Source organism: Vagococcus sp. WN89Y (assembly GCF_052220145.1).
GTDB lineage: Bacteria > Pseudomonadota > Gammaproteobacteria > Enterobacterales > Enterobacteriaceae > Kosakonia.
This window is the reverse complement of sequence record NZ_JBQPOM010000014.1, coordinates 40,925-66,357: the sequence shown is the minus strand read 5'-3', so window position 1 is coordinate 66,357 and position 25,433 is coordinate 40,925. Positions and strand designations below refer to the sequence as shown.

General features: G+C 54.7%; 22 protein-coding genes. 6 read left to right on the top strand and 16 right to left on the bottom strand.

The window, feature by feature from the left end; translation table 11 throughout:
• Nucleotides 1-154: 154 nt before the first annotated feature.
• The 9 genes from recC to rppH all read right to left on the bottom strand — a co-directional run bounded on the left by recC (nucleotide 155) and on the right by rppH (nucleotide 10,221).
• Nucleotides 155-3,526, bottom strand: coding sequence for an exodeoxyribonuclease V subunit gamma (gene recC / locus ACTU3N_RS04290; protein ID WP_443084901.1), 3,372 nt, complete (start codon nucleotides 3,524-3,526; stop codon nucleotides 155-157).
• 12 nt (nucleotides 3,527-3,538) lie between these two features.
• Nucleotides 3,539-3,862 carry a prepilin-type N-terminal cleavage/methylation domain-containing protein gene (locus ACTU3N_RS04285; protein ID WP_443084900.1) on the bottom strand — a complete coding sequence of 108 codons (324 nt, stop codon included), beginning with the start codon at nucleotides 3,860-3,862 and terminating at the stop codon, nucleotides 3,539-3,541.
• Complete coding sequence (locus tag ACTU3N_RS04280; RefSeq protein ID WP_443084899.1) at nucleotides 3,847-4,254, bottom strand: DUF2509 family protein; 408 nt, start codon at nucleotides 4,252-4,254, stop codon at nucleotides 3,847-3,849. The genes ACTU3N_RS04285 and ACTU3N_RS04280 overlap by 16 nt, the downstream gene beginning before the upstream one ends.
• A complete protein-coding gene (locus tag ACTU3N_RS04275) occupies nucleotides 4,251-4,814 on the bottom strand; it encodes a prepilin peptidase-dependent protein (RefSeq protein ID WP_443084898.1) in 564 nt (187 codons plus the stop codon). Before ACTU3N_RS04275 ends, ACTU3N_RS04280 begins: the two co-directional genes overlap by 4 nt.
• Nucleotides 4,808-5,269 carry a prepilin peptidase-dependent protein gene (locus ACTU3N_RS04270; RefSeq protein WP_443084897.1) on the bottom strand — a complete coding sequence of 154 codons (462 nt, stop codon included), beginning with the start codon at nucleotides 5,267-5,269 and terminating at the stop codon, nucleotides 4,808-4,810. The genes ACTU3N_RS04275 and ACTU3N_RS04270 overlap by 7 nt, the downstream gene beginning before the upstream one ends.
• Nucleotides 5,270-5,453: 184 nt before the next feature.
• Entirely contained in the window at nucleotides 5,454-6,248 is a 795-nt protein-coding gene (gene thyA / locus ACTU3N_RS04265; RefSeq protein ID WP_443084896.1) for a thymidylate synthase, read from the bottom strand.
• Nucleotides 6,249-6,254: 6 nt separating this feature from the next.
• Nucleotides 6,255-7,130 carry a prolipoprotein diacylglyceryl transferase gene (lgt, locus tag ACTU3N_RS04260; protein ID WP_443084895.1) on the bottom strand — a complete coding sequence of 292 codons (876 nt, stop codon included), beginning with the start codon at nucleotides 7,128-7,130 and terminating at the stop codon, nucleotides 6,255-6,257.
• Nucleotides 7,131-7,431: 301 nt separating this feature from the next.
• Nucleotides 7,432-9,678 carry a phosphoenolpyruvate--protein phosphotransferase gene (ptsP, locus tag ACTU3N_RS04255; protein WP_443084894.1) on the bottom strand — a complete coding sequence of 749 codons (2,247 nt, stop codon included), beginning with the start codon at nucleotides 9,676-9,678 and terminating at the stop codon, nucleotides 7,432-7,434.
• Nucleotides 9,679-9,690: 12 nt separating this feature from the next.
• Nucleotides 9,691-10,221, bottom strand: a complete 531-nt coding sequence (gene rppH, locus ACTU3N_RS04250) for an RNA pyrophosphohydrolase (protein ID WP_443084893.1) — start codon at nucleotides 10,219-10,221, stop codon at nucleotides 9,691-9,693.
• A gap of 681 nt (nucleotides 10,222-10,902) precedes the next feature.
• On the opposite strand from rppH, the gene mutH reads away from it, so the two are divergent.
• From mutH to ACTU3N_RS04230, 4 genes are all read left to right on the top strand, one after another.
• Nucleotides 10,903-11,598 (top strand): DNA mismatch repair endonuclease MutH, encoded by a 696-nt coding sequence (mutH, locus tag ACTU3N_RS04245; RefSeq protein WP_443084892.1) that lies wholly within the window; start codon nucleotides 10,903-10,905, stop codon nucleotides 11,596-11,598.
• Between the two features lie 68 nt (nucleotides 11,599-11,666).
• A complete protein-coding gene (locus ACTU3N_RS04240; protein WP_443084891.1) occupies nucleotides 11,667-12,380 on the top strand; it encodes a TerC family protein in 714 nt (237 codons plus the stop codon).
• Nucleotides 12,381-12,525: 145 nt separating this feature from the next.
• Nucleotides 12,526-12,744: a YgdI/YgdR family lipoprotein gene (locus tag ACTU3N_RS04235; protein WP_443085099.1), complete on the top strand. Its 219-nt coding sequence runs from the start codon at nucleotides 12,526-12,528 to the stop codon at nucleotides 12,742-12,744.
• A 123-nt stretch (nucleotides 12,745-12,867) separates the two neighbouring features.
• Complete coding sequence (locus tag ACTU3N_RS04230; RefSeq protein ID WP_443084890.1) at nucleotides 12,868-13,908, top strand: NADP(H)-dependent aldo-keto reductase; 1,041 nt, start codon at nucleotides 12,868-12,870, stop codon at nucleotides 13,906-13,908.
• Nucleotide 13,909: 1 nt separating this feature from the next.
• Here ACTU3N_RS04230 and lplT read toward each other — a convergent pair whose 3' ends face one another.
• Together lplT and aas are read right to left on the bottom strand one after the other, a co-directional pair.
• Nucleotides 13,910-15,103, bottom strand: coding sequence for a lysophospholipid transporter LplT (gene lplT, locus ACTU3N_RS04225; RefSeq protein WP_443084889.1), 1,194 nt, complete (start codon nucleotides 15,101-15,103; stop codon nucleotides 13,910-13,912).
• On the bottom strand, nucleotides 15,096-17,255 hold the full coding sequence (gene aas, locus ACTU3N_RS04220) for a bifunctional acyl-ACP--phospholipid O-acyltransferase/long-chain-fatty-acid--ACP ligase (RefSeq protein WP_443084888.1): 2,160 nt from the start codon (nucleotides 17,253-17,255) through the stop codon (nucleotides 15,096-15,098). The genes lplT and aas overlap by 8 nt, the downstream gene beginning before the upstream one ends.
• Before the next feature lie 609 nt (nucleotides 17,256-17,864).
• On the opposite strand from aas, the gene galR reads away from it, so the two are divergent.
• A complete protein-coding gene (gene galR, locus ACTU3N_RS04215; RefSeq protein WP_443084887.1) occupies nucleotides 17,865-18,872 on the top strand; it encodes an HTH-type transcriptional regulator GalR in 1,008 nt (335 codons plus the stop codon).
• Here galR and ACTU3N_RS04210 read toward each other — a convergent pair.
• Genes ACTU3N_RS04210 through ACTU3N_RS04195 form a run of 4 tightly spaced genes read right to left on the bottom strand, consistent with a single transcriptional unit; the run spans nucleotide 18,869 to nucleotide 22,880 of the window.
• The gene (locus ACTU3N_RS04210; RefSeq protein ID WP_443084886.1) at nucleotides 18,869-19,318 is read right to left on the bottom strand and encodes a GNAT family N-acetyltransferase; all 450 of its coding nucleotides are present in this window, start codon (nucleotides 19,316-19,318) and stop codon (nucleotides 18,869-18,871) included. The genes galR and ACTU3N_RS04210 overlap by 4 nt on opposite strands.
• On the bottom strand, nucleotides 19,315-20,088 hold the full coding sequence (locus ACTU3N_RS04205) for a GntR family transcriptional regulator (protein WP_443084885.1): 774 nt from the start codon (nucleotides 20,086-20,088) through the stop codon (nucleotides 19,315-19,317). The genes ACTU3N_RS04210 and ACTU3N_RS04205 overlap by 4 nt, the downstream gene beginning before the upstream one ends.
• A gap of 28 nt (nucleotides 20,089-20,116) precedes the next feature.
• The gene (locus ACTU3N_RS04200) at nucleotides 20,117-21,544 is read right to left on the bottom strand and encodes a glycoside hydrolase family 1 protein (RefSeq protein WP_443084884.1); all 1,428 of its coding nucleotides are present in this window, start codon (nucleotides 21,542-21,544) and stop codon (nucleotides 20,117-20,119) included.
• A gap of 7 nt (nucleotides 21,545-21,551) precedes the next feature.
• The gene (locus ACTU3N_RS04195; RefSeq protein WP_443084883.1) at nucleotides 21,552-22,880 is read right to left on the bottom strand and encodes a PTS sugar transporter subunit IIC; all 1,329 of its coding nucleotides are present in this window, start codon (nucleotides 22,878-22,880) and stop codon (nucleotides 21,552-21,554) included.
• Between the two features lie 238 nt (nucleotides 22,881-23,118).
• Here ACTU3N_RS04195 and ACTU3N_RS04190 point away from each other — a divergent pair, with 238 nt between their 5' ends.
• Nucleotides 23,119-24,132, top strand: coding sequence for a LacI family DNA-binding transcriptional regulator (locus ACTU3N_RS04190; RefSeq protein ID WP_443084882.1), 1,014 nt, complete (start codon nucleotides 23,119-23,121; stop codon nucleotides 24,130-24,132).
• Here ACTU3N_RS04190 and lysA read toward each other — a convergent pair.
• Entirely contained in the window at nucleotides 24,129-25,382 is a 1,254-nt protein-coding gene (gene lysA / locus ACTU3N_RS04185) for a diaminopimelate decarboxylase (RefSeq protein WP_443084881.1), read from the bottom strand. The genes ACTU3N_RS04190 and lysA overlap by 4 nt on opposite strands.
• Nucleotides 25,383-25,433 lie beyond the last annotated feature (51 nt).

Sequence of the window (25,433 nt, the reverse complement as noted above, 5' to 3'; positions counted from 1 at the left end):
ACGAACCTCATCATTAACAGTTCCCGCCGCATTCCGGTGATACCAGATAGGGCAGGATAAAATCTACGCTGGCGTAGCCAACGCGTTTGTTATATCAGTCCGTGATTGTCGCGCATGTTAATCAAAGCGTTTGTTGCGCGCAATTTTTATACAATCAATCGGGCTGATGATGTCGATATAGCGGCAATAAGAAACGTTGCGCCTGCTGAGTAATTTCTGCGTAATAGTCCGGATCAAGGGTACGCCATAAGCGCTGATACCAGACATCATCGCCTTCGCCGCGCATAACCATGTTACCTTCATACGCCTGCAAAAATTTGCTCTGCGCTTTTTGTAACGTCTCTTCGTCCTTTACCATGGCATCATTTTTGGCGTCGTAACAGACTTTTATCCAGGCACCACCGCTTTCGGGCAACAGTAAAAGCGGCTTAGCCATTCCTTCACGGTATCCCTCTATCATTAAGGTGAGATACTCCATCGCCTGTTCACGCGCCAGTGCCGGAAAGCGCCATGCTTTATCATTGCGTACAATGAGAAGGCTTTCACCGGTTCCACCGCTGGCACAGTAGACAAGATGCTCCAGCCAAAGTTGCAAGCCTTGTGAAACACTTAATAGCGACGGGCGCCAGCGCAACAGACCGTTTTCCTGCACGCGGGGGAGCCATCCTGTCAAATGCACATCAGCACAGTGCAGGTCGATTTCCATGCTGTCAGCAGACTGACGATACCTGGCCACACGGCTGGCCAGCGCTTGCATTTCCTGGCACTGCGTCTCCCAGATGATGTCACCGAATGCGCCGTACGGCAGCGCTCCCGACGCCCGGTAGCGGCGAAAGAGTTTGTCTGCATCCTGCTCTTCAATCAGCGTATTTAACAGTTCCTGATTCAACTGATAGCGGCTTAACCCTTCGAGAATAAAGGGCTCTGCATCCGGGATCTCGCTCTCTTCCAAGCGGAAATTAACCTGCAGGCGCATCTGGAAAAAGGCGCGCACCGGATGCGCCCAGAAACGCAGAAGCTGATCGAATTCCAGCGTGCTCACAGGCAGAGGTGCCAGCGTCTGAATAAACGCCGCGTGCATTTCTCCCTGCTGGCTTGCCGCTGGCAGCCAGTCGCGGGCGTAACTCTGCCATTCATCAGGTGTGTAATTTGCCGGATCAAACGGCATACGGGTATGTAAATGCGTGATGTGCGCTTTCACACGCTGCTCGCTTTCGTCGCAGTTGAGCGCCTCGTCTCCCGGCAAGTAATGGCTTTGACCAATATAATCAACCAGTTCCTGCACTAATACAGACGGAAAGCGCTCTTTATTATCCTGAATTGAGCGGCCGATATAACTGATGTAGAGCTGCTGCTGGGCTGAGATTAACGCTTCAAGAAACAGATAGCGGTCATCATCGCGACGGCTGCGATCGCCGCGCTGAGGCTTCTGGCTCATCAAGTCAAAACCCAGCGGCGGTAAGGTTCGTGGATACACACCATCATTCATACCCAGCAAACAGACAACCTTGAAAGGAATAGAACGCATCGGCATCAGGGTGCAAATGTTAACCGGCCCTGCCAGGAAGCGCTGGCTGATGCGTTCCTGATCAAGGCGCGCGGCCAGCTCGTCACGCAGCAGCGAAAGCGGTACTGCCTCGCCGTAATCTGCGCCCAACCCTTGGGCAATAATTGCCTGCCATTGTTGCTCAATAAGTGCCAGCGCAGCCTCGGTATCAGGATCAGGCAGGAAGAAGTCATTGAGCATGTCGCGGCAAACCGGTAGCCACTCTTCAAGCGGGCGAGCCTGGGAAAGCCCTTTACGCCAGATATTTAGCTGCATCAGCAGTGAAGCCAGATGCCCAACCAGTTCAGCGATTAACCCACTCGATTCATCATAAGGAAGAATAGATTGCCACTCGCCCTGCCGACTTTCCATTGCATAGCCAAGCAGCATACGCGTCAGGCCAAATTGCCAGGTGTGCTGACCCGTCGGCGGTAGCTCCAGTTCACGTACGTTGTCGTCGTCCATGCCCCAACGAATGCCCGACTCATTAACCCACAGTCGCAGGTAGCGCAGCCCCTCTTCAGTGATGTTAAAACGCGCGGCCAGTACCGGCACATCCAGCAGGGCAAGGACATCTTCTGAAACAAAGCGGCTGTCCGGCAGGGCCAAAAGGCTAAGAAATGCCTGTAATGCAGGGTGGGCCTGGCGCGCGCGCCTGTCGGAAATAGCATAAGGCAGATAGCGCTTACCGCTGGCGCTACCAAAAACCGCCTGAATATAGGGGCTGTAACTGTCGATATCTGCCACCATCACAACGATATCGCGCGGCGTCAGTTCAGGATCGTCCTCCAGCATAGCCAACAGGCGATCGTGTAACACCTCCACCTCGCGCTGAGGGCTATGGCAAATATGTATCGTAACGCTGCGATCGTCAGGATCAAGCCGCCGTTTTTTATCGCTGCGGGCAAATTCTTCTGCCGTTACGCCTGCAACCGACGCGTTTTGCAATTCAAGGATGTCATACTTTAAATTTTGCAAAAGCAAACCAGGTGTAACATCTACGAAGGCGTCCAGCTCCTCATAACGTTCCATACCCGCCAGCAGGAAAATATTGTCGCGCCCCAGTTTGCCCCAGGAAGCCAGTAACGGATTGCCTATCTCCTGTTCGCCATCATCATTAAATAGCCCCTGCGCGGTTTGCGTATCACGAAACAAAGGCAAAAGACGCGCTTCACGATGATGCCGACGCTGGCGAGTGACCAGCCTTGCCAGGAATGCAGGGTCTTTTATGTCACCCCAATAGTAGCGACAGGGGTTGGTAAACAGGAGGTGAACGTCAATATGTTTGCCCAGCGCCTGCAGCGCCTGCAAGTAAATGGGTGGCAGCGCGGAAATGCCACAGATAAAGACCCGCGACGGTAAACCTTCCGGGCATTCCTGAGCTGATTCGAGAGTATGAATAAATCGCTGATACAGATTCGCACGATGCCAGTGTGGCTGGCCCAGCGCTTGCGTATGCGCCACCAGCGCGCGCCACAATGGTGCTTGCCAGCGCTGCGCGTCGTCCAGCCCGTCAACCATTTGTTCTGCTTCCCAGAGGGTCAGCCATTCTGGGCGATAAACCAGATACTGATCGTAAAGATCGGCGACCCGGGAGGCGAGCTGGAAAAGCTTGCGTTTATCATCGTCATCGTTCAGGTAATGACGCAGCATGGTGAACTCTTCGCGCGCCAGCATTTCTGGCAACAGCGCCATCAGCTTCCAGCTCATGCTTTGTTTGTTAAAAGCGCTTTCTTTGGGAATATCATCCAGTACGGTGACGAACATCTCCCAGATAAAGCTCGCAGGCAGTGGAAAAGTGATATTGGCAGCGATGCCAAATTTTTGTGCCAGCGTCATTTGCAGCCATTGCGCCATCCCCGTGCTCTGCGCCATGATGACTTCCGGCTCGAAGGGATCGTTGAGCGGATTGTGCTCAACAATGTACTCCATTAACGCCTCCAGCACGTCCAGACGGTTGGAGTGATAAACCCTTAACATATATGCTCCTGACTACTGACTGTTCGGGCAAAATAAACGCGTCATTTGCCCCTGCCTGCCCACTGGCGAGATAACGCTAACGCTGATGCTGACACATCCTTCGACCATTGTCTGCCCCCGGCGAACCTGCCAGCCAGGCGGCAAGGCAGGCGCCTCTTTCTGTGCCTGCTGCCAGGCAACTCGCCATAGCTGACGCCACTGGCTGGCAGTAGCAAACCCTGTGGCCAGCGCCCGATGATAACCGCCAAGCGCAGTGGTCACCATCACCATCAGCACCATTGCCAGCAGCACCTCAGTCAAACTAAAACCACGCTGTTTATTTATGGGAACTGGCATAGCGCAGGCTCCTTCAACGGGCAAAAATCGCTCCAGCCATGAGGCGAAAAACGGATCTTCTCCCCTGCTGTCCGCCCCAGCCGCCAAAGCTGTGCCTTATTGATACCAACAATTAATACCACGCTGCCGTTGGCAAAAATACGCAGGCAAACCCGCCACTTCTGCACTTCATGCTGTGCACACTGCCTGTCGGGTGAGGGCAACCATGACCGATGTAGCCCCCACGCCATTGCCGAGTGAATCTCCGCCATGCGTTGTATGGCCTGACTTTCCTGATTTACGCGCCAGATATGGCTATTGAGCTGCTGATTCAGGCCACTTAGCAGCAAACTTCCCAGAACCAATAAGAGCAAAACCATTGCCAGCGATGATATACCCTGCTGGCGACTCATAAGTTATATCCTGTCACGCTCAGTGCTGCGGTAATCGCCTTTCTTTTATCACCAGGAGTGCGGGCAGTAAGAGAAACTGTGAGCGTTGGCGCGAAAGACGGCACCCGCTGCATCTCCACAGTAAACTGTTCAATACGTATTTGCGCAGGATCGGTTATTTTTTCCCACCCGCGCGTGGCGCAGCCAGAAGCGCCGCGCTGCGTTTCCAGCGCACCGTTATTCAGCCGAAAACCGGTTTGCTCTGATTCGCTATGATCAGAGGGTTCCCAGCGCCCGTTACTGTTTGCATCCCATTGCACAATGACACACTCCCCGGACTGACCGATAACCAACGGCTGACCGCTGCAATTTCCGTTACAAAACCCGGCGCGTTGCAGATGTTTTGCCACGGTCCATGCTCGTAGCCATAGCTCATCTTCTACTACCTGCATACGCGTATGCCGCATTACAGATTGCTGAAGAGCTGGCAGAAAGCGCGCAGAAGCAAGCAGTAACACGCTGCCTACAGCCATGGCTATCAGCACCTCCAGCAAGCTGAACCCCTCTTGCCTGTTCAACATGACCTTCCGACTCCATTTGGGCACATCCGAATCCTTCCCCACGCAGACACGACGATTTTCCACTCTCCGGCAACATTACGCACGATGATATGTCCGGGCCATGCGGTGTTTCGCAGACCATAAAAACCCAGCGATGCTGTAACCTCAACAAGCTCTGTATCAGGCCATTCCGGTCTGAATATAAATGGCTCTTTCGTCGCACAGTTATGTGCCGGAACGTGAAGCAGGCACCACAGCTTGCCGTCCTGGGCGGAATAAACCATTTGCGAATGGTTATGCCAGTTTGCATCGTCGCGCAACCGCTCCAGAAACTGGCGTACCTGTAGCGCGGTCTGCCACAACTGCTGCTGCGCCTGCCATCGTTGCCATCCAGAGACTCCCGCGCCGCTTAATGCTAAGACCAGCACCAGCGCGATAACTGTCTCAATCAAGGTGAATCCCGCTTCTTTTTTCATGGCGGTAGTTTGCCGATGCGAAACCCGCCAGGCGAGCATGGAAAACAGTTTTTACGAGACGTTACGGAAGAAATAAGGGTTGTTGCAGTCGCTTGCAAAATGAGTGGAAGCTGTGCCGAAAAACGGGGGAAAAGGCAAAAAAAACCGGCGCGTTACCACACCGGTTGTGAGATGCTGCCTGCGGTCAGATTGCAACCGGTGCTTTGATGCCCGGATGAGGGTCGTAGCCTTCAATTTCGAAATCTTCGAAACGGTAATCGAACAGCGACGCGGGCTTACGTTTGATAACCAGTTTCGGCAATGCGCGAGGCTCCCGGCTCAGTTGTAGCCGGGTCTGTTCCAGGTGGTTGCTGTAAAGATGCGTGTCGCCACCGGTCCAGACAAAATCGCCCGGCTCCAGGTCGCACTGCTGCGCCACCATATGAACCAACAAAGCATAACTGGCAATATTAAACGGCAGGCCGAGGAATACGTCGCAGGAGCGCTGGTAAAGCTGGCAGGAAAGTTTGCCATCCGCAACATAGAACTGGAAGAACGCATGGCAGGGGGCCAGTGCCATTTTATCCAGCTCGCCAACGTTCCACGCCGAAACAATGATGCGGCGGGAGTCCGGATCGTTTTTTAGCTGCTGGATGACGTTGGCAATCTGGTCGATATGGCGGCCATCCGGCGTGGGCCATGCGCGCCACTGTTTGCCATAAACCGGGCCGAGATTGCCCTGCTCATCGGCCCATTCGTCCCAGATGGTGACGTTGTTTTCATGCAAATAAGCAATATTGGTATCGCCCTGGAGGAACCAAAGCAGCTCATGAATAATTGAACGCAAATGGCAGCGCTTGGTCGTCACCAGCGGGAAACCTTCCTGCAGGTTAAAGCGCATCTGATGGCCAAAAATAGACAGCGTGCCTGTCCCGGTGCGGTCGTTTTTCGGGGTGCCTTCAGTCAGCACCTTTTGCATCAATTCTAAATACTGTTTCATGGTTCCTCAGGAAACGGGTTGCTGCGAACGATGACGGTAGGCCCAAATCATCATGATAACGCCCGCGACAATCATCGGGATGGAGAGAATCTGGCCCATGCTGATGTATTGCACCCACTCGCCGGTAAACTGCGCGTCAGGCTGGCGGAAAAACTCGACGATAATGCGAAACGCGCCGTAGCCAATCAGGAACAAGCCAGAGACCGAACCGGTCGGACGGGGTTTGCGGATAAAAAGATTGAGAATAATAAACAGCACGACGCCTTCCTGCGCCATCTCATAAAGCTGAGACATATGGCGCGGCAGTACGCCGTAGGTATCAAAAACAGACTGCCACTCAGGGTGTGCAGGCAGCAGCGCGGCATCTTCTGCGCGCGAACCGGGGAACAACATAGCAAACGGGAAAGAGGGATCAACGCGCCCCCATAACTCACCATTAATAAAGTTGCCCAGACGGCCAGCGCCCAGACCAAACGGGATAAGCGGCGCAATAAAATCAGACACCTGGAAAAAGCTGCGCCTGGTACGTTTGGCGAAAATAATCATCACCACGATAACGCCAATCAAACCGCCGTGGAAGGACATGCCGCCGTCCCATACGCGGAACAGATAGAGCGGGTCGGCCAGAAAGAGCGGAAAGTTATAAAACAGAACGTAACCGAGACGCCCGCCGAGAAACACGCCGAGGAAACCAGCATAAAGCAGATTCTCTACTTCGTTCTTCGTCCAGCCGCTATTGGGTCGATTTGCCCGGCGAGTAGCGAGCCACATCGCAAAAATAAAGCCCACCAGGTACATCAAACCATACCAGTGGAGGGAAACCGGCCCAATGGAAAAGATTACCGGATCGAACTCCGGGAAATGCAGATAGCCACTATTCATCTGTCACCATAACGTGTTGTTATTCCGCTGAAAGTGGACAGCGGTGCATGTACGCAGCCCCAACCAGCGGTCGCTCCAAAGCTGCGAATGATAGCACAAGGCAAACCCGTGGACTGTCGGGAAGTTGTAAAAGATATGTATCACCTTAACTTTGCGCCAGCGTCTGCATAACGCTCTGGCGTACCCGCCTTACAGCATGAAATTATTGCAGCTAGCCGCGCAGTAAAAACGCGCTCGCCGGTAGCACCGGCACCCACGCAGTATTAGCGCTGCAACAAAGGCCGCTCGACGACAGGCAGAATTAAAGCCCGCCGCGAATCAAACCGCCCAGCCCACGCCGCTCCATAAATGCCGCAATTTGATGGCGTACTTCCGTCGCCAGTTGGGCTTCCAGCACGCGAGCAGCCAGCACTCGCGCTTCTTCTAAATCGATACGGCGCAGCAGGTACTTAATACGTGCCACGGAACGCCCGTTCATTGAAAGATGGCCGTAGCCCAGCCCCACCAGCACCGCAACGCACATCGGATCACCCGCCATCTCGCCACACAGGCGAACATCTAACCCTAAGCGCTCCCCTTCGGTAATCACCATAGAAAGCGCACGCAGAACCGCCGGATGCAGGCTGTCATACATGGTCGCCACCCGGGTATTGTTGCGATCCACCGCGAGGATATACTGCGTTAAGTCATTGGTGCCAATCGAGATAAAATCTACCCGGCTCGCCAGATGCGAAAGCATAAACACCATGGAAGGCACTTCCAGCATCACGCCGATACGCGGCTTTGGAATGGCGTAACCAATCATCTCTTCAACTTCACACCCGGCACGCTCAATCAACCGCCGGGCTTCATCCACCTCATCTATGCTCGTCACCATCGGCAGCAAAATGCTTAAATTCCCGGTCGCCGCATTTGCGCGCAGCATCGCCCGCACCTGCACGAGGAAAATCTCCGGCTGGTCGAGCGTGATTCGGATTCCGCGCCAGCCAAGACAAGGGTTCTCTTCGCTGATAGGCATATAAGGCAGCTGTTTGTCAGCGCCGATATCCAGCGTACGCAGCGTCACCGGCTTATCGTTAAACATTTGCAGCATGCCCTGATACTGCGCCACCTGCTCCTCTTCTGAAGGGAAGCCGCTTTGCAGCATAAAAGGGATCTCGGTGCGATAAAGCCCAATGCCATCAATCCGGCTACCCAGCGTCTCTTCATGCTGCGGGCTGAGCCCGGCATTGAGCATGACTTTTATCCGCTCGCCGCTTTTAAGCAGCGCGGGAAGATTCACATCATCTTCGGCCAGGCGGCTTAATTCATTTTCCTGGGTAATAAGGCGCTGATACTCATGCAGCAGTACCGGCTCAGGATCGATCAGTAATTCACCGCGATAACCATCCACTACCAGCGTGTGTCGTTGCAGTAAAGAAGGCTGAATATCCGCGCCCATCACGGTTGGGATACCCAACGCCCGCACCATAATAGCGGCATGCGAGTTCGCAGCCCCGTCACGGACAACGACGCCAACCAGGCGATCGTGCGGCAGTTCAGCAAGTGTGGTGGCTGACAGTTCGTCGGCGACTAACACGAAACGTTCAGGCCAGCTATTCGGCCCCTGAATGTTATCGTCAAGATGAAACAACAACCGCTGCCCAAGAGTGCGTAAATCACCGGCCCGCTCTTTGAGATAACCATCGCCGAGAGCAGCAAACTGCGCCGCAAAGCGCTCAATAACGGTTTTTACCGCCCATTCAGCCACCACGCCGCTGTCCACTTCCTCAAACAGTTCACGGCGTAAACGGGCATCGGAAAGCAGGTGTGAATAGAGATCGAAAATGGCCGCCGTCTCTTTTTGCGCACCGGCAGAGAAACGCTTGCTGTAGCGGCGAAACTCGCTGGCCGCCTCTTCCAGCGCGCTGGTGAGGCGTTCGCGCTCCCAGGGGACATCCAGCGCAGACGCTGGATAAACCTGCTCCATCAGCGGCAGCGTCTCATCTATCCAGCCTTCGGCTATCGCCACGCCAGGCGATGCCGGGAGCGCGCGGATACGCGTCTGCCGGTACTGGCCAAAGAGCGCATTTAGCTGAGACTGGGAAAGAATGGCCGCCATCTGCGTGGCAAGCGTAACAAGGAAGGACTCTTCGCTCTCGTCATACTGACGCAGTTCGCGTTGCTGAACGACCAGCACGCCCAGAAGCTGACGGCGCTGGATAATGGGCACACCGAGAAAAGCGCGAAAACGCTCTTCTTTTACCGAAGGGATATATTTAAAGCTTGGGTGCTTCTGCGCATCGGCAAGGTTGATAGGTTCCGCCAGCCTGCCTACAAGACCGACGATCCCTTGATCAAAAGCGAGCGCGACGGTGCGACCGCGCGGCTTTTTCAAACCGCGCGTCGCCATCAGGTAATAGCAACGCCTGTCGTGATCTGCGAGATAGACCGAGCACACTTCGGTTTCCATCGCCAGGCAAACGTCAGTAACTAAAATTTCCAGCGCTTCGTTAAGACGTGGCGCGCTGGCAACTTTCTCAACTATTTCTCGCAGTCGGGTGAGCATGATGTGGGTGGCTTAACCTCTTTTACGTCGCCAGGCAGGCGCGTTTTGCGGCTTAGGAGGCGTTTCCTGAAGCGACATCACCGCACTTGCAAATTCTTTCATCACCCGCCGGTAGACGTCGCGTTTAAACGACACCACCTGACGAACAGGATACCAGTAGCTTACCCAACGCCAGCCATCAAACTCCGGTGTACTACTGGTTTGCATATTGATATCAGCATCGCTGCTGACCAACTGCAAAAGAAACCACTTCTGTTTCTGGCCGATACAAACCGGCTTTGTGTCCCAACGCACCAAACGTTTCGGTAACTTGTAACGCAACCAGTTACGGGTAGAAGCAAGGATACGAACATCTTTACGACTTAAGCCCACTTCCTCGAACAGTTCCCGGTACATTGCCTGCTCCGGAGATTCCCCAGGATTAATTCCTCCTTGAGGGAATTGCCATGAGTGCTGCCCGAAGCGCCTGGCCCACATGACCTGACCCTGTCGATTACAGATTACGATCCCAACATTTGGGCGGTAGCCATCGTCATCAATCACCGGACTACCTCAAAATAAACTTGAATGAAGCGATTGTTTCACACTCGCGGAAAACGGTAAACCACTCTATTCACGGCTTACTATCGGATAACATTTGAATAACTCACAGTTAAAGCGGGAGTTATAAACAGCAACCTGGTTAATACGCCCGTTTTATTCACCTTTTCTGTGGATAGAGTTGTGCAGAAGTACGGAATTACTACGGGAAAACCCAGACTTGTCTGAATAACCGATAATTGAAAGAAAAAAATAAAATCATATTATTTAGTAAGTTAAACTCTTTCCTTGCACTTTCACACAGCATAATGTGACGATCATCACCTGAACGATCTCATGACTGATGAAAGATCGAACAGAGATGTTTTTATCCACAGATTATGCCAGTATGTTAAACGAATTTTGTGCAAAAATTCGAGTTTCGTCGCACGTCAAGGCTGTAAATCGAAACAGTAGTGACGCTTTTCCCCAGTTATCCCACTTTTCTGTGGATAACAGGGTGTAAGATCCTGTTCATTGTCAGTGACCAGATTTGGAAAACCCGGCAATCCGTTGCGCAACTCATGCTGCTTCACTATAAATTATCTTAAAAATCATCAAATTGAACTAGCAGCAAAGAAAAAGGTAAACTGGACGTCGCCGGTATAAAATTGCCGCTCATTTTTTAATCAAAAGGTTTTCAGCATGTCTGCGTTGTTACCGCTCTCCACACCGCCTGAATCAGAAGCTCAATTGCTTGCCCAGGCACAACGGCTGGCAGGTTATTCACTCGGCGAGCTGGGCGCGCTGGCAGGTTTGCCCGTTCCGCGCGATTTAAAGCGTGATAAAGGCTGGACGGGTGTGCTGCTGGAGCTGTGGCTAGGCGCGAGCGCAGGCAGCAAACCGGAGCAGGACTTCGCCGCGCTGGGCGTCGAGCTAAAAACCATCCCGGTGGATGCGCTTGGCCGCCCGCTGGAGACCACGTTTGTTTGCGTCGCCCCCTTAACCGGTAATAGCGGCGTGGTGTGGGAAACCAGCCATGTGCGCCATAAGCTTAAGCGCGTACTGTGGGTGCCGGTTGAAGGATCGCGCGAGATCCCCCTGGCCGAGCGCCGGGTGGGTTCGCCTTTGTTATGGAGTCCGAACGAGGAAGAAGAGCAGCAGTTGCGCATGGACTGGGAAGAGCTGATGGATTTAATTGTGCTCGGCCAGGTTACGCGTATCACCGCGCGCCACGGCGAAGTGCTTCAGCTGCGCCCGAAAGCGGCGAACAATAAAGCGCTGACGGAAGCTATCGGCGAACATGGTCAGCCGATACTGACCCTGCCGCGCGGTTTTTACCTGAAGAAGAACTTTACCCGCGCGCTGCTGGAAAGACACTTCTGCGCCTCAGCCTTTTAAGGTTTAACCCGGCCTGAGTCGTGCTTATCACTTATAATTAGCGCGTCTATCTTTTGCAGGGTTTTACAATGTTATTTGCATGGATTACCGATCCCAATGCCTGGATGGCGCTCGGCACGCTGACACTGCTGGAAATTGTGCTCGGGATCGATAACATCATTTTCCTCTCGCTGATTGTCGCTAAACTTCCTGTGGCGCAACGCAACCGTGCGCGTCGGCTTGGGCTTACGGCAGCGATGGTGATGCGCCTGTTACTGCTGGCCTCGATTGCCTGGGTTATCCGCCTGACGCATCCTCTTTTTACCCTTTTTGACCACGCTGTCTCCGCCAGGGATATCATCCTGTTCCTCGGCGGCCTGTTTCTTATCTGGAAGGCAAGCAAAGAGATCCATGAGTCCATTGAAGGCGAGGAAGGTGGGATAAGCACCAACGTCCACTCGTTTATCGGCGCAATCGTGCAGATAATGCTGCTGGATATTATTTTTAGCCTCGACTCGGTGATAACCGCGGTGGGTCTGTCCGATCATCTGTTTATTATGATGGCCGCCGTGGTGCTCTCTGTGGGGGTGATGATGTTCGCTGCGCGTCCGATTGGCGATTTTGTTGACCGCCACCCGTCAGTCAAAATGCTGGCGCTGGCATTTTTGATCCTCGTCGGTTTTACGCTGTTACTCGAAAGCGTGTCTATTCACGTGCCGAAAGGGTACATCTATTTCGCGATGTTCTTCTCCATTGCCGTAGAAACACTTAACCTGGTGCGAAACAAAAAAAATCCGCTGTGAAAACAGGGCTTCTCCGTCCGCAGAAGCCTTTCGCTTTTTTCATCATTTCATTGAATATATTTTCAGATTATCCTGCTTTTTCATTCACGTTTGGCAGGTTATTACTACACTTGTGTGTGGCGCTTACATTCAGAGGATAAGAATGATGAAAAAATGGGCGGTGATTATTTCCGCAGTAGGGTTGGCTTTTACCGTTTCCGGGTGCAGCAGCGATTACGTTATGGCAACGAAAGATGGCAGAATGATCCTGACAGAAGGCAAGCCAGTGGTCGATGAAGATACCGGTCTTGTGAGCTATCGCGATCAGCAAGGCAATAATATGCAGATTAACCGTGATGACGTATCCCAGATTATCGAGCGTTAACGAATTCTTTTAAAGGTCAGTAATCTACTGGCCTTTTTGATTTATTCCTTCCCCTTTTCTCTCCCCTCTGCCATGTTTATATTCCTTTGTCAGGTCATCTGATGTTTTTTGAGGAAGCCGGCTATGCACTATCACCGTATCCCCCACAGTACGCTTGAAATAAGCACCCTGGGGCTGGGCACTATGACATTTGGTGAACAAAACAGCGAAGCCGATGCCCATGCACAGCTCGATTACGCCGTCAGTCAGGGTATCAATCTGATTGATGTCGCTGAGATGTACCCCGTCCCGCCGCGCCCTGAAACCCAGGGTTTGACGGAAACGTTCGTTGGCAACTGGCTGGCAAAACGCGCGAATCGCGAGCGGCTGATTATCGCCTCCAAAGTCAGCGGCCCAAGCCGTAACAGCGACAGCGCAATTCGCCCGGATCAGGCGCTGGATCGCAAAAATATCCGCGCGGCGCTGGACGCAAGCCTCAAGCGCCTGCAAACCGATTATCTCGATCTGTATCAGGTTCACTGGCCGCAGCGCCCGACCAACTGCTTCGGTAAGCTGGGTTATAGCTGGGTTGAGAGCGCGCCGGTCATCACGCTACTGGAAACTCTCGATGCGCTTAGCGAGTTTCAGCGGGCGGGGAAAATCCGTTATATCGGCGTCTCCAACGAAACGGCCTTCGGCGTGATGCGCTATCTGCATCTGGCGGAAAAGCACGAACTGCCACGAATTGTCACGATCCAAAACCCTTACAGTTTGCTAAATCGCAGCTACGAAGTAGGTCTGGCGGAAGTGAATCAGTATGAGGGCGTTGAACTGCTGGCCTACTCCAGCCTGGCTTTCGGTACGTTAACGGGTAAATATCTCAACGGTGCGAAGCCTGCCGGTGCGCGCAACACGCTGTTTAGCCGCTTTACGCGTTACAGCGGCGAGCAGGCGCAAAAAGCGGTCGCCGCGTATGTGGATATCGCCAGGCGTCACGGCCTGGACCCGGCGCAGATGGCGCTGGCATTTGTGCGCCGCCAGCCCTTCGTCGCCAGCACCCTGCTGGGCGCGACGACGATGGAACAGTTGAAAAACAATATCGACAGCCTGCACCTGGAACTCAGTGAAGAGGTGCTTGCCGAAATTGAAGCGGTGCACCAGGTTTACACCTACCCCGCGCCATAAGTTAACGGCGGCGCTGCCAGAACCACAGCGCCGCAATCGCTAGCGCAAACAACACGCCAAAGCCAACCCCGACGCCCACCACCGGCGCGCCTGCTTTCACCGCCAGGGAGTACAGTCCCAGCATCAGCAGCATGGCGGCGTTTTCGCCGAGATTTTGCACCGCGATGGCATTGCCCGCGCCAACGGAGACTTTCCCCAATGCCTGCAACAGCGCATTGAGCGGCACCACAAAAAAACCGCCCAGCATACCAATTAGCATCAGCGTGCCATACGCGGGAAGCAAAGCGTGTTGCAGGGAAAAGAATGCCACCGCCACGCCAATCAAAATCCCCGCAGGCATGCAGCGGGCGACGGTTTCGAGCGTCACCAGCTTCCCGGCAAGCCCGGCACCTACCACGATCCCGACCGCCACCATGGCATTCAAATAGGTTGGCGTCGCGTTATCCGTAATGCCCAACGCCTGGGGCACCCACAGCACCAGCAGAAAACGCAGCGTCACCCCCGCGCCCCAGAAAAGACTGGTGCCGACCAGCGAAAAGCGGGTTTCGCCGTTACGCCATAGCGTGCAGCAGGCGCTGAAAAAGCTGTGGGTCATTGGTTTAAAGCGCCAGGACTGGCCCGGTCGCGCTGCCGGGAGTTTGGGGATCATCAGATTGGCCGCCACCGCCCCCGCATAGACCAGCGCGCAGACGCCAAGCGCCGCCAGCACATGCCAGTCAGCCAGCACGCCGCCCGCCATCGAACCAAGCAGGATGGCGGCAATGGTCGAGGACTCCATCAGGCCGTTAGCTTTCACTAACTTATCACCGGTCGTTATTTCGCCCAGGATACCGTATTTGGCCGGAGAATATGCCGCCGCGCCAACGCCCACCAGTAAGTAACCAACGAACGGGTTTATGCCCACGCAGATGCTTGCCGCACCGAGCAGCTTCAAACTGTTTGCCACCATCATCACGCGGCCTTTGGCAAAGCTGTCGGCCACCTGGCCGACAAACGGCGCGAATAGAATGTAAGCGCCCACAAACACCATCTGCAAAATCGGCTGGCTCCAGTCCGGGTAAAACTGCGCTTTCAGCAGCGCCAGGGTGGCAAACAGCAGGGCATTATCACCAAATGCCGACAAAAACTGGGCGGCAAGCACCGCCAGCATCCCCCGTGACTTCAGCGAAGTGTTAGTACTTACTGACTCAAGCATGTTGGGTTTGCGCCTCGTCGAGCATTCCTTTCAGGGTGACAAAATCCGGTTTGCCGCTGCCCAGTACCGGTAACTGTTTGAGGAAACGGATATCGCGCGGCACCGCCAGCTCAGGAATTCCCAGCGTACGCGCCTGCTGTTGCAGTTTTTCGCGCGTCAGCGACGCATCCGTGGTAAACATCACCAGCGCTTCGCCCTTGCTGGCATCGCTTTTAATCACCGTCGCATGCATTTTTTCCGGCGAAGCTTGCAGCGCCAGCTGCTCGACCATCTCAAGGGAGATCATCTCCCCGGCGATTTTGGCAAAACGCTTCGCGCGCCCCAGAATCTGCACAAACCCTTGCTCATCAAAGCGCACAATATCGCCGGTGTCGTACCAGCCAGCTTCCTGCTCGCCGTGAATGTTTTCCGCCATTGGCGCTTCCAGCACGCCGGGGTTTTCCACCCGCAGGTAGCCGGTCATCACGTTTGGCCCTTTAAGCTGTAACCGACCCCCCTCCTCAATGCCCGGCACAGCCATCAGGCGCGCATCCATCGCCGGGAGAATACGCCCGACGGTGCCGGGTTTGGCCGCCATCGGTACATTAATTGAAACCACCGGCGCGCATTCAGTCACACCGTAGCCTTCAAGAATGCGCAGGCCAAACTTGTCCTGCCATAGCTGGCGCGTGCTCTCCTGAAGCTTCTCAGCCCCCGCCACCACATAACGCAGGCGATAGAAATCATAAGGGTTGGCGAACCGCGCATAGTGGCCCAGGAAAGTCGAGGTGCCAAACAGCACGGTGCAGTTACGGTCATACACCAGCTCCGGCACAATGCGGTAGTGCAGCGGGCTTGGGTAGAGAAACACTTCGGCACCGGTCAGCAAAGGCGTAAGCAACCCCACGGTTAAACCGAAAGAGTGAAACAGCGGCAGCGCCGACATAAAGCGGTCGTTGGCGGTAAAATCGGCAATGGTTTTGATCTGCTCGACGTTCGCAAGCAAGCTTTTATGGCTATGCACCACGCCTTTTGGGTTGCCTTCCGAGCCGGAGGTAAAGAGGATCAGCGCCGGGTCTTCCGGGTTTTGCGGCACCTGCGCGCGCTGCGGCGTCAGCAGATGGCGGAAAATCCACAGCTTATCGTCCCGCGTCACCGTGGATTTTAAATCTTCCAGATAGACCCAGCGGACCTGGGTGAGCTGCTCCGGCAGATGCCAGAGTTTGCCTTTATCCATAAAGGTGCGCGAGGTGAAGATGGTCTTGATTTGCGCCGCCGTGATGGCGCTGCTCAGCCCTTTCACCCCGGCGGTGTAATTCATCATTGCCGGAATACGCCCGCGGGCAATGGCACCGAAAATCACCGCTGCGCTGATCGCCGCATTTGGCAGCATAAGACCAATTTTTTCCCCCTGTTCGCTATATTTTTCCAGAATGCGGGCGACGAACAGCGTCTTGGTCAGAAGCTTGCGGTAGCTGTCGGGTTTAAAATTGATATCTTCCACGCAGTGTTTGTTTGCGCCAAAACGCGCCTGTGCGGCAAGCAGCGCTTCAAACAACGTTTCGCGCGGGCGCACGGCCATACGCGCTTCCATCATAATTTGATGCAGCATCTCCCCGGCAAGCTTGCGGCGATCGCGCGCGCGGGGTGCGTCCGGCATGGGCAGTTTCGTTGGCGGGAGGATATGCAGCTGAATGCGTGGGAACAGGCGCTGTTTAACCAGACCTTTCAGGCGGCTAAAAAAGGTCAGCTCCGCGCCTTCAATGCGCACGGGCACCACGGTTGCCCCGGACTTTGCGGCCACGAAGCCCGCGCCGTCATAAATCTTCATTAATGAACCGGAGACAGAAATGCGCCCTTCCGGGAAAATCACCACCGGGCGCCCCTCTTCCACCTGGCGCACCAGATATTTTATCGACATGGGTTTTGTCGGATCGAGCGGGACAAAATCACAGAACGCTTTCAGCGCGCGCATATACCACTGGCTGCTGATGGAGGAATAAACTGCAAATACCGGGCGTACCGGCAGGAAGAGCGCCAGTAAAATGCCATCAATAAAAGAGACATGGTTTGGGGTGATAAGGACACGCTCACCCTGCAACGCCTCTGCGTTCCCGGTAAGCTTAACCCGGAACAGCACACGAAACAGGCCGCGGAAAAAGCCCAGTAGCATTTCAACTCCTTTTGCCAGACAATTAAGCAAGTTATGCACAAAGTGTGGCAGATTACACCAGAAGTGCAGGGAGTAAAATGCAGGCAAAAAAAACCTGCGCTTCTGCGCAGGTCGGTGTAATGCATGGGGTACGAAAAGCGTACCGAATAAATCACCAATCAATACCTCTGGGATCTTGATTGTGGCGGGCCGCGCGCACTATCGCCAGCGGGAAAAAGCAAGAGAATTCGCGCAAATGCAACGAGGTGTGACTTTTCTCTGAATAAGTTACAAATGCGCGGCGGGCAAAAAAAAACCTGCGCATCTGCGCAGGCTGGTGTAATGCAGTAGTACAACCTTTTGGGTGGCACTCACCTATCAATACCTCTGGGACATTCAGAGTGTCATGAGAAGCAAAACGCCACCAGCAGAGAATCGAAACAGCTTTTCGCAAAGTGTAAGCAAAATTTTTATCTGTATTATTTAGCAAAATTCCTCGTGTAACGTTTTCATTACTTCCTTCGTTTCAGCTCACGTTTGCGCTATCTCTCCGCGCTCTTTTCTTGATTAGATGCCGCTTTTCCGTAAAACTGTTCGGCGTGTAAACGCTTACCCAAAGGAAGGTGCGTAATGGCGACGATTAAAGATGTAGCGCGGATGGCGGGTGTCTCTGTGGCAACCGTGTCCCGTGTAATTAACGCTTCACCGAAAGCGAGCGAAGCGTCCCGCCAGGCAGTACAAAGCGCAATGGATGCGCTGAACTATCACCCCAACGCTAACGCCCGCGCGCTGGCGCAACAATCGACAGAAACCATTGGCCTGGTGGTGGGCGATGTGTCCGATCCCTTTTTCGGCGCGATGGTAAAAGCCGTCGAGCAAGTGGCTTCTGCTACGGGTAATTTTCTGCTGATTGGCAACGGCTACCATAACGAAGAGAAAGAGCGCAAAGCGATTGAGCAGTTGATTCGCCATCGCTGCGCGGCGCTGGTGGTGCACGCCAAAATCCTGCCTGATGATGAGCTGGCCGCGCTGATGCAGCAAATGCCGGGCATGGTGCTGATTAACCGTATCGTGCCGGGCTTTGAGCAGCGCTGCGTCGCGCTGGACGATCGCTACGGCGCCTGGCTGGCCACGCGCCATCTTATCCAGCAGGGCCATACGCGTATTGGTTATCTTTGCTCCAACCACGCGATTTCCGATGCCGAAGACCGTTTGCAGGGTTATTACGATGCGCTGCGGGAAAACGGTCTGCCCTGTAACGACAGGCTGGTGACCTTTGCCGAGCCGGACGAGAGCGGCGGCGAGCAGGCGATGACGGAGCTTCTTGGGCGCGGCAGAAATTTCACCGCCGTCGCCTGTTATAACGACTCCATGGCGGCTGGCGCTATGGGCGTGCTTAACGATAACGGTATCGATGTACCGCGCGAGATTTCGCTGATTGGCTTCGACGATGTGTTGATTTCACGCTACGTGCGCCCACGCCTGACCACGGTGCGTTATCCTGTTGTCACCATGGCGACCCAGGCCGCAGAGCTGGCGCTGGCGCTGGCGGAAAACCGCCCGTTGCCGGAGGTCACCCACCTGTTTAACCCGACGCTGGTACGCCGCCACTCGGTGCTGGCGGCGCAGGAGAGTTAACAGTCGATACGGTAAATACGCACGGTCTTGTCCGGGTAATCAAGGCCGTCACCGATGTATTGCCAGCCAGACCGCTCGTAATAACCGTGCAATGTGGTAAAGAGATGGAGCTGGTGAAAACCCATCTCATGCGCCTGCGCCAGCACGTAGCGCTGCAATTTTGCCGCCAGTCCCTGCCCGCGCGCACTCGCTTTTACATACAGCGCGGCAAGCCAGGGATACAAGTCCTGGCGGGTGAGCAAGTCGCAGCGCCATAACCCAACCGTCGCTAAAAGCTCATCGTTTTCCACCACAACCCAGGTCAGCGGTAGCTGCCCCGGCGTCTGGCTGTGATGAATAATGCTGGCAAAAAACGCACGCGGTAAGCCGTCGCCAAACTCCTGCCACAACCAGTCGATAACCTGCTCTGCAAAATGCGGCGCCTGGTGAAGCGCAAGGATGGTCACATCAATTTCCCCTGAAAGATGGGTACAGACTCAAAAAGGTAGCCGTCAAAGTCCGGCGCATCCTCGTCGGAAAGCTCCAGCAGACTCTTTTTTACGTTTTCAAGATGCTGCCACATCCCCTGCCAGGCCCCCATCACATCACGGCGACGCAGCGCCGCCAGCAAGGTCTGGCGATCGCCAAGCCACTTCAGACGGTACGGGCGGCTGGCAATGTGTGCGTTAAACTGTTGCCAGAGCGGGCTGCAATCCATCTGGTGCCAGATAGATTCCACCGTCGCCAGCAGCATCTGGTTTTGCGAAGCGCCCGCCAGCAGCAGGTGAAACATCTTGCTGTTATCCTGCGAGGTATCGTTTAGCGCAATCGCCCGCTGCTCTTGCTCCAGAATGCGCCGCAGATTATCAATATCTGCCCGCGTCGCCATTTTAGCGGCGAAAGCGGCGATGTTGCTTTCCAGCAGCTGGCGCGCCTGCAAAATTTCAAACGGGCCAACATCGCTACTGAGCAAGCGCTCCTCTTCGTTTTCGTGCGCCTGCGGAATACGCATCACATACACGCCGGAACCCTGGCGGATATCGACGGTGCCCTGAAGTTCGAGCATCAATAATGCTTCGCGCACGATGGTGCGGCTGACGCCGTACTTTTCAGCGATATTGCGCTCCGGCGGCAAACGCTGTCCGACGGGATAATGCCCCTGAATAATTTGCTCGCGTAAATCCTCGCCTATCTCCTGGTACTGCTTTTTCTCCGGCGGTACAACGACCTTCTCCACGGTATCACCTGCACTTATCGGTAAATAACTACTTTATTTCATCATCAAGGGTAAGGGTCAACTGACGTTCATCGCTCAGTTGACGAAACCACGCCAGCGACTTTTTCGCCCGGCGGTCGCGGTTATTGAGGAGATCTATCTCAACCAAGCCGTAGCGGTTTTTGAAGGCGTTCATGGGTGAGACGTTATCGGTAAAAGCCCACAGCATAAAGCCCTGGCAGTTAGCGCCTGCTTCTCTTGCCCGCAACGTTTGCCATAAATGCTCGCTGATAAACGCAATACGGTAATCGTCCTCAATGGTGCCCTGGGCGTTACGAAACTGCCCTTCGTTCTCAACCCCCATCCCGCTTTCCGCCACGAACCACGGAATATTGCCGTACTCGTTTTTGATACGCATCGCCATGTCATAAATAATCTGCGGAAAAATTTCCCAGCCGCGGGACTTATTCATGCGCCTGCCGGGTAACTCAAACGGTTCGTAATACCAGGCCGGGTGAAAAGGCGTCTGCGCGTGCCAGGCGCGGGAAGGCGCTTTTACCCGGTGCGGGTAGTAGAGATTAATGCCCAGCTCATCGACGGTATTATCGCGAATGACCGCCAGTTCGTCGTCTGTGTAATCCCACGCCACCTGATGCTCTTTAAGCAGCGCAAACAGCTCCGGCGGGTAGCGCCCTTTCACCATCGGGTCGAGAAACATGCGGTTGTAAAAGAGATCGTAACGTTCCGCGGCCAGCACATCGTGCGGCGCGCTGGAGCGTGGGTAGGTCACTTCCGGGTTGAGAATGCAGCCAACGCTGCCCGCATACCCCTTTTCACGAAACAGCCGCACCACTTTTGCCGTCGCCAGATTTTTGTGATGATTCCACTGCATCCAGGTACTGGTGTTCTGCTCGTAAGGCCAGCGTAGCGCATCCAGATAGACGCGGGTTTGCACCACAACCGGCTCGTTAAAGGTAAACCAGCGCGTCACTTTTTGGTGAAAACGCGCAAAGACTTTTTCTGTATAGAGCACAAACAGCTCGACGACTTTTTTCGATGCCCAGCCGCCGTACTTTTCCAGCAGATACCCCGGCAGCTCGTAATGCTCCAGGCAAATCATCGGCTCAATACCCTGGCGCTGCATCTCATCAAACAGCGCGTCGTAATACGCCGCGTAAGTTTCATCCACCACGCCGCGCTCATAGTCGGTCAGAAAGCGCGCCCAGTTTATTGAGGTGCGATAGTGCGTCAGGCCTGCCTGCTTCATCAGCGCGACATCTTCGCGATAACGCTGATAAAAATTCGTCGCCACCGCCGGGCCGTAGCCCTCGTGCCAGACGTGCCGATCGAACTTGTACCAGAGATCGGGCCAGGAATCCTGCCCTTCTTTCTTACCTTCCCAGCCTTCGGTTTGCCAGGCGGATGCCGCCGCGCCAAGAATAAACGACGGCGGGATAGCGATAGTTTTTGTGCTCATTTTACCCTCAGGTATTGTCGGTGGCTTGCGCCTGCAACTGCGCCTGCTCTGCACGACGCGAGGCGATTTTCACAAACGGCAGGTAGATAATGACCGAGGTCAGAATGCAGACAAGCTGCGTCACCACCGCGCCCATCGAACCGGCGGTCGAGAGCCAGGCGTTAATCAGCGGCGGCGTAGTCCACGGCACCATCACCACCGCTTTACCGGCAAAACCCGCCGCCGTGGCGAAGTAGCCGATAGTGCCTGTCACCAACGGAGTGATGATAAACGGGATCGCGAGGATCGGGTTGAGCATGATAGGCATGCCGAAAATCACCGGTTCATTAATATTGAAAACCCCCGGCCCGATAGAGAGTTTGGCTATCTCTTTCATCTCTTTGCGTTTGGTGGCAATCATCACCGCAATCAGCAAACCGATGGTCAGCCCGGAGCCGCCGATGCTCATATAGACATCCCAGAAAGGCATGGTGATGATGTTCGGCACCTCTTTGCCCTGCTCGAAAGCGCTCATATTGACCGCAATTGCGCCAAGCAGCAGCGGCTCGCGGATAGGTTTAATCATCTGGTTGCCGTGAATACCAATCACCCAGAATATTTGCGCCACAAACATCAGTAGCAGGATGCCCGGCAGGCTTTGCACCACGCGTTCCAGCGGCTGTTGTACCACCTGGTATACTGCGTCATACAGGTACATACCGCTAAGCCTGTGGAAAACAAACCCGAAGGTTGCAATCACCGTGGTGGTGATAATCGCCGGGATCAGCGCAGAGAACGATGCGGCGACGTTGGGCGGCACCGTGTCGGGCATTTTTATCTTCAGGCTGCTGCGGTTCTCAAGCCAGGTGTAGATCTCCACCGACAAAATAGCGATAAACATGCCGAGGAACAGGCTGCGGGTGTCGGAGAACTGGCGCAGCAGCACATCTTTGACCTCCACCATTTGACCATCGACCATCATCTGCACGGTAGTTGGCGTGACGCAGATAAAACAGATAACCGCCAGCAGGCCGGGGAAAAGGGTTTTGATGCCGTTGATGCGCCCAAGCTCAATGCCTATCAAAAACACCGCGCCAATATTGAGAAAGTTGAGCGTGGCGTAGTTAATTGCGCTGGTTATCGGTTTTAGCGCAGCGAGGAAAGAGAGCGCCTGGAAACTGGCGAGACCGTTTTTAGGGTCCAGCACCATATTAGAGATAAGTACGGAAAAAGCGCCGACGATAATCACCGGCATCAGGGTAATAAAGGAGGACTTGATCGCCATGATATAGCGATAGCTGTTGAATTTTGTCGCAAAACTACCCAGAGAATCGATCAGCTTTTCTTGTAGGGCCATGAGTTAACACCTCTGTTAAGGGGCTTTCCTGGAGATACAGGGATACAGCTCTCTCCCTTTTGGCATACCAAAAATAGCGACGCGCCAGCAAAAGTTCTGTGACTGACCTCCCACCGCCACGTGCGGCATTCCAAAAATAAGAAAACCACCAACATTGGCATACCACTTTCACGCGGTGCGGTAAGGCACTGAATGAGTGTGGTAAAGTGTGGGCAGTTACGCGAAAAGGGAACTCGTTATGGTTACCATGCTGGATGTCTCATTACGCGCGGGCGTTTCGAAAGCAACTGTTTCCCGCGTACTCAATGGAACGGGGCAAGTCAAAGAAAGCACGCGTCGCCAGGTGTTTACTGCGATGGAAGAGTTGGGTTATCGGCCTAATTTTCTCGCCCGCTCGCTGGCGAACCGTACCAGTAACAGTATCGGGCTGGTGGTTTCCAGTTTTGATGGTTTCTACTTTGGTCGCCTGTTACAGCAAGCGTCCCGCCAAGTTGAACTGCACGGAAAACAGCTGATTGTCACCGATGGTCACGACACGCCAGAGCGCGAAGCGCTGGCGGTGCAGATGCTGGCGGACAGGCGCTGCGATGCCATCATTCTCTACACCCGCTTTATGAGCGAAAAAACGCTTCTGCGCCTTATCGACGACACGCCAATGCCGCTTATCGTGATTAACCGCGCATTAGAACAGGCGCATGAGCGCTGCGTTTTCTTTGAGCAACAGGACGCCGCATTTCAGGCCGTCGATTATCTGGTGAACCAGGGTCACCGGGAGATAGCCTGTATTACCGTGCCGATGCACACACCAACCGGTAAAGCGCGGCTCATGGGCTACCGTAAGGCGCTGGAGCAGCACGGTATTGCCTGGGAACCCGCCCGTGTGCGCCACGGCGATGCCACCATGACGCGCGGTTATGAGTTGTGCCAGCAGATGTTGCAGGAAGGCGTCGGTTTTAGCGCCCTCTTCGCCTGTAATGACGACATGGCGCTGGGCGCGTCGAAAGCTATCTGGCAGGCGGGTTTACGCATTCCGCAGGATATCTCGCTGTTTGGCTTTGATGATGCGCCAAGCGCCCGCTGGCTGGAGCCGGGGCTGTCCACAGTTTATCTGCCCATCGATACCATGATTACCACCGCTATCGATCAGGCTATCCGGCTTGCCAATAAAGAAGACGTTGCCGCGATCCCGCCGTTTACCGGAACGCTGGTGCTGCGCGAATCCGTTGCGGCGGGGCCGTGGTCAAAGGCTTAGCACTGCTCCAGCGCGATAAGCTCTTCGATGGTCTGGCGGCGGCGAATCAAACGCGCGACGCCGCCATCAAACAGCACTTCCGGCAGCAGCGGGCGGCTATTGTAGTTGGAGGACATCGATGCGCCGTACGCGCCGGTATCATGCAACACCAGATAGTCACCCGGCACCAGCGCAGGCAACAGTCGGGTTTCCACTTTTCCGCCCTCTTGCTGGGTAAACACATCGCCGGATTCACACAGCGGCCCGGCAACCACCGTCTCTCTTTGCACCGCCTGACTTAAGTCGCGGCCATCTCCTGCCAGCGCAGTAATATGGTGATAGCTGCCGTACATCGCCGGGCGCATCAGATCGTTAAAACCGGCATCGATCAGCACAAAATGGCGGCTGCCCATCGATTTAACGCTACGTACCTGTGCTATCAACACGCCAGACTCCGCCACCAGAAAACGCCCCGGCTCGATTTCGAGTTTTACCGGGTGGCCCAGATGCTGTGCAATCCGCTCACGCGCGGCGTTCCACAGGCCGTAATAGTGCCCGGTATCGACCGGTTCTTCGCCGGGACGATAAGGAATGGAAAGGCCGCCGCCTGCCGAGATAGCCTGCAAATCCTGACCAAATTCCACCACCTGGCGCACCATCGCGCCGCACACCTGCTCAAGGTGCGCGTAATCCACCCCGGAGCCAATATGCATATGGATACCCACCAGCCTGAGCTGATAGCGCTGCATTACGCTCAGCGCAGCCTGCAAATCGCTATACCAGATACCGTGTTTACTGTTTTCACCGCCGGTATTGGTTTTCTGGCTGTGACCATGCCCAAAGCCGGGGTTCACACGCAGCCAGACCGGATGCCCTGGCGACACCGCGCCGAGCTGCGCCAGCATATCCACCGACCCGGCATTGACCGCAATTCCCAGCTCGCTCACGCGCGCAAGCGTTGGCTCATCGATCATGTCGGCGGTGAAAACGATTTCTTCTTTGGGGTCAAAACCTGCCGCCAGCGCGCGCTCAATTTCCCCCAGCGATACCGAGTCCACTTTCACCCCCTGCTCGCGCATCAGGCGCAGGATATGGATGTTTGAACACGCTTTTTGCGCAAAGCGAATCACGTCAAAATCGCGCAATTTCGCAATCTGCTCGCGGATAATATGTGCGTCGTAAACCCACACAGGGCAGCCAAACTGCGCAGGCAGTTTTAGCAAATTGTCGGCGTTAAGCGCGGTATCGGTCTGGTGTAATGAACGTGGCATGGCGAACTCCTGATTTTTTTATGATTTCGCCACAGCCGAAGAAGAATAAAA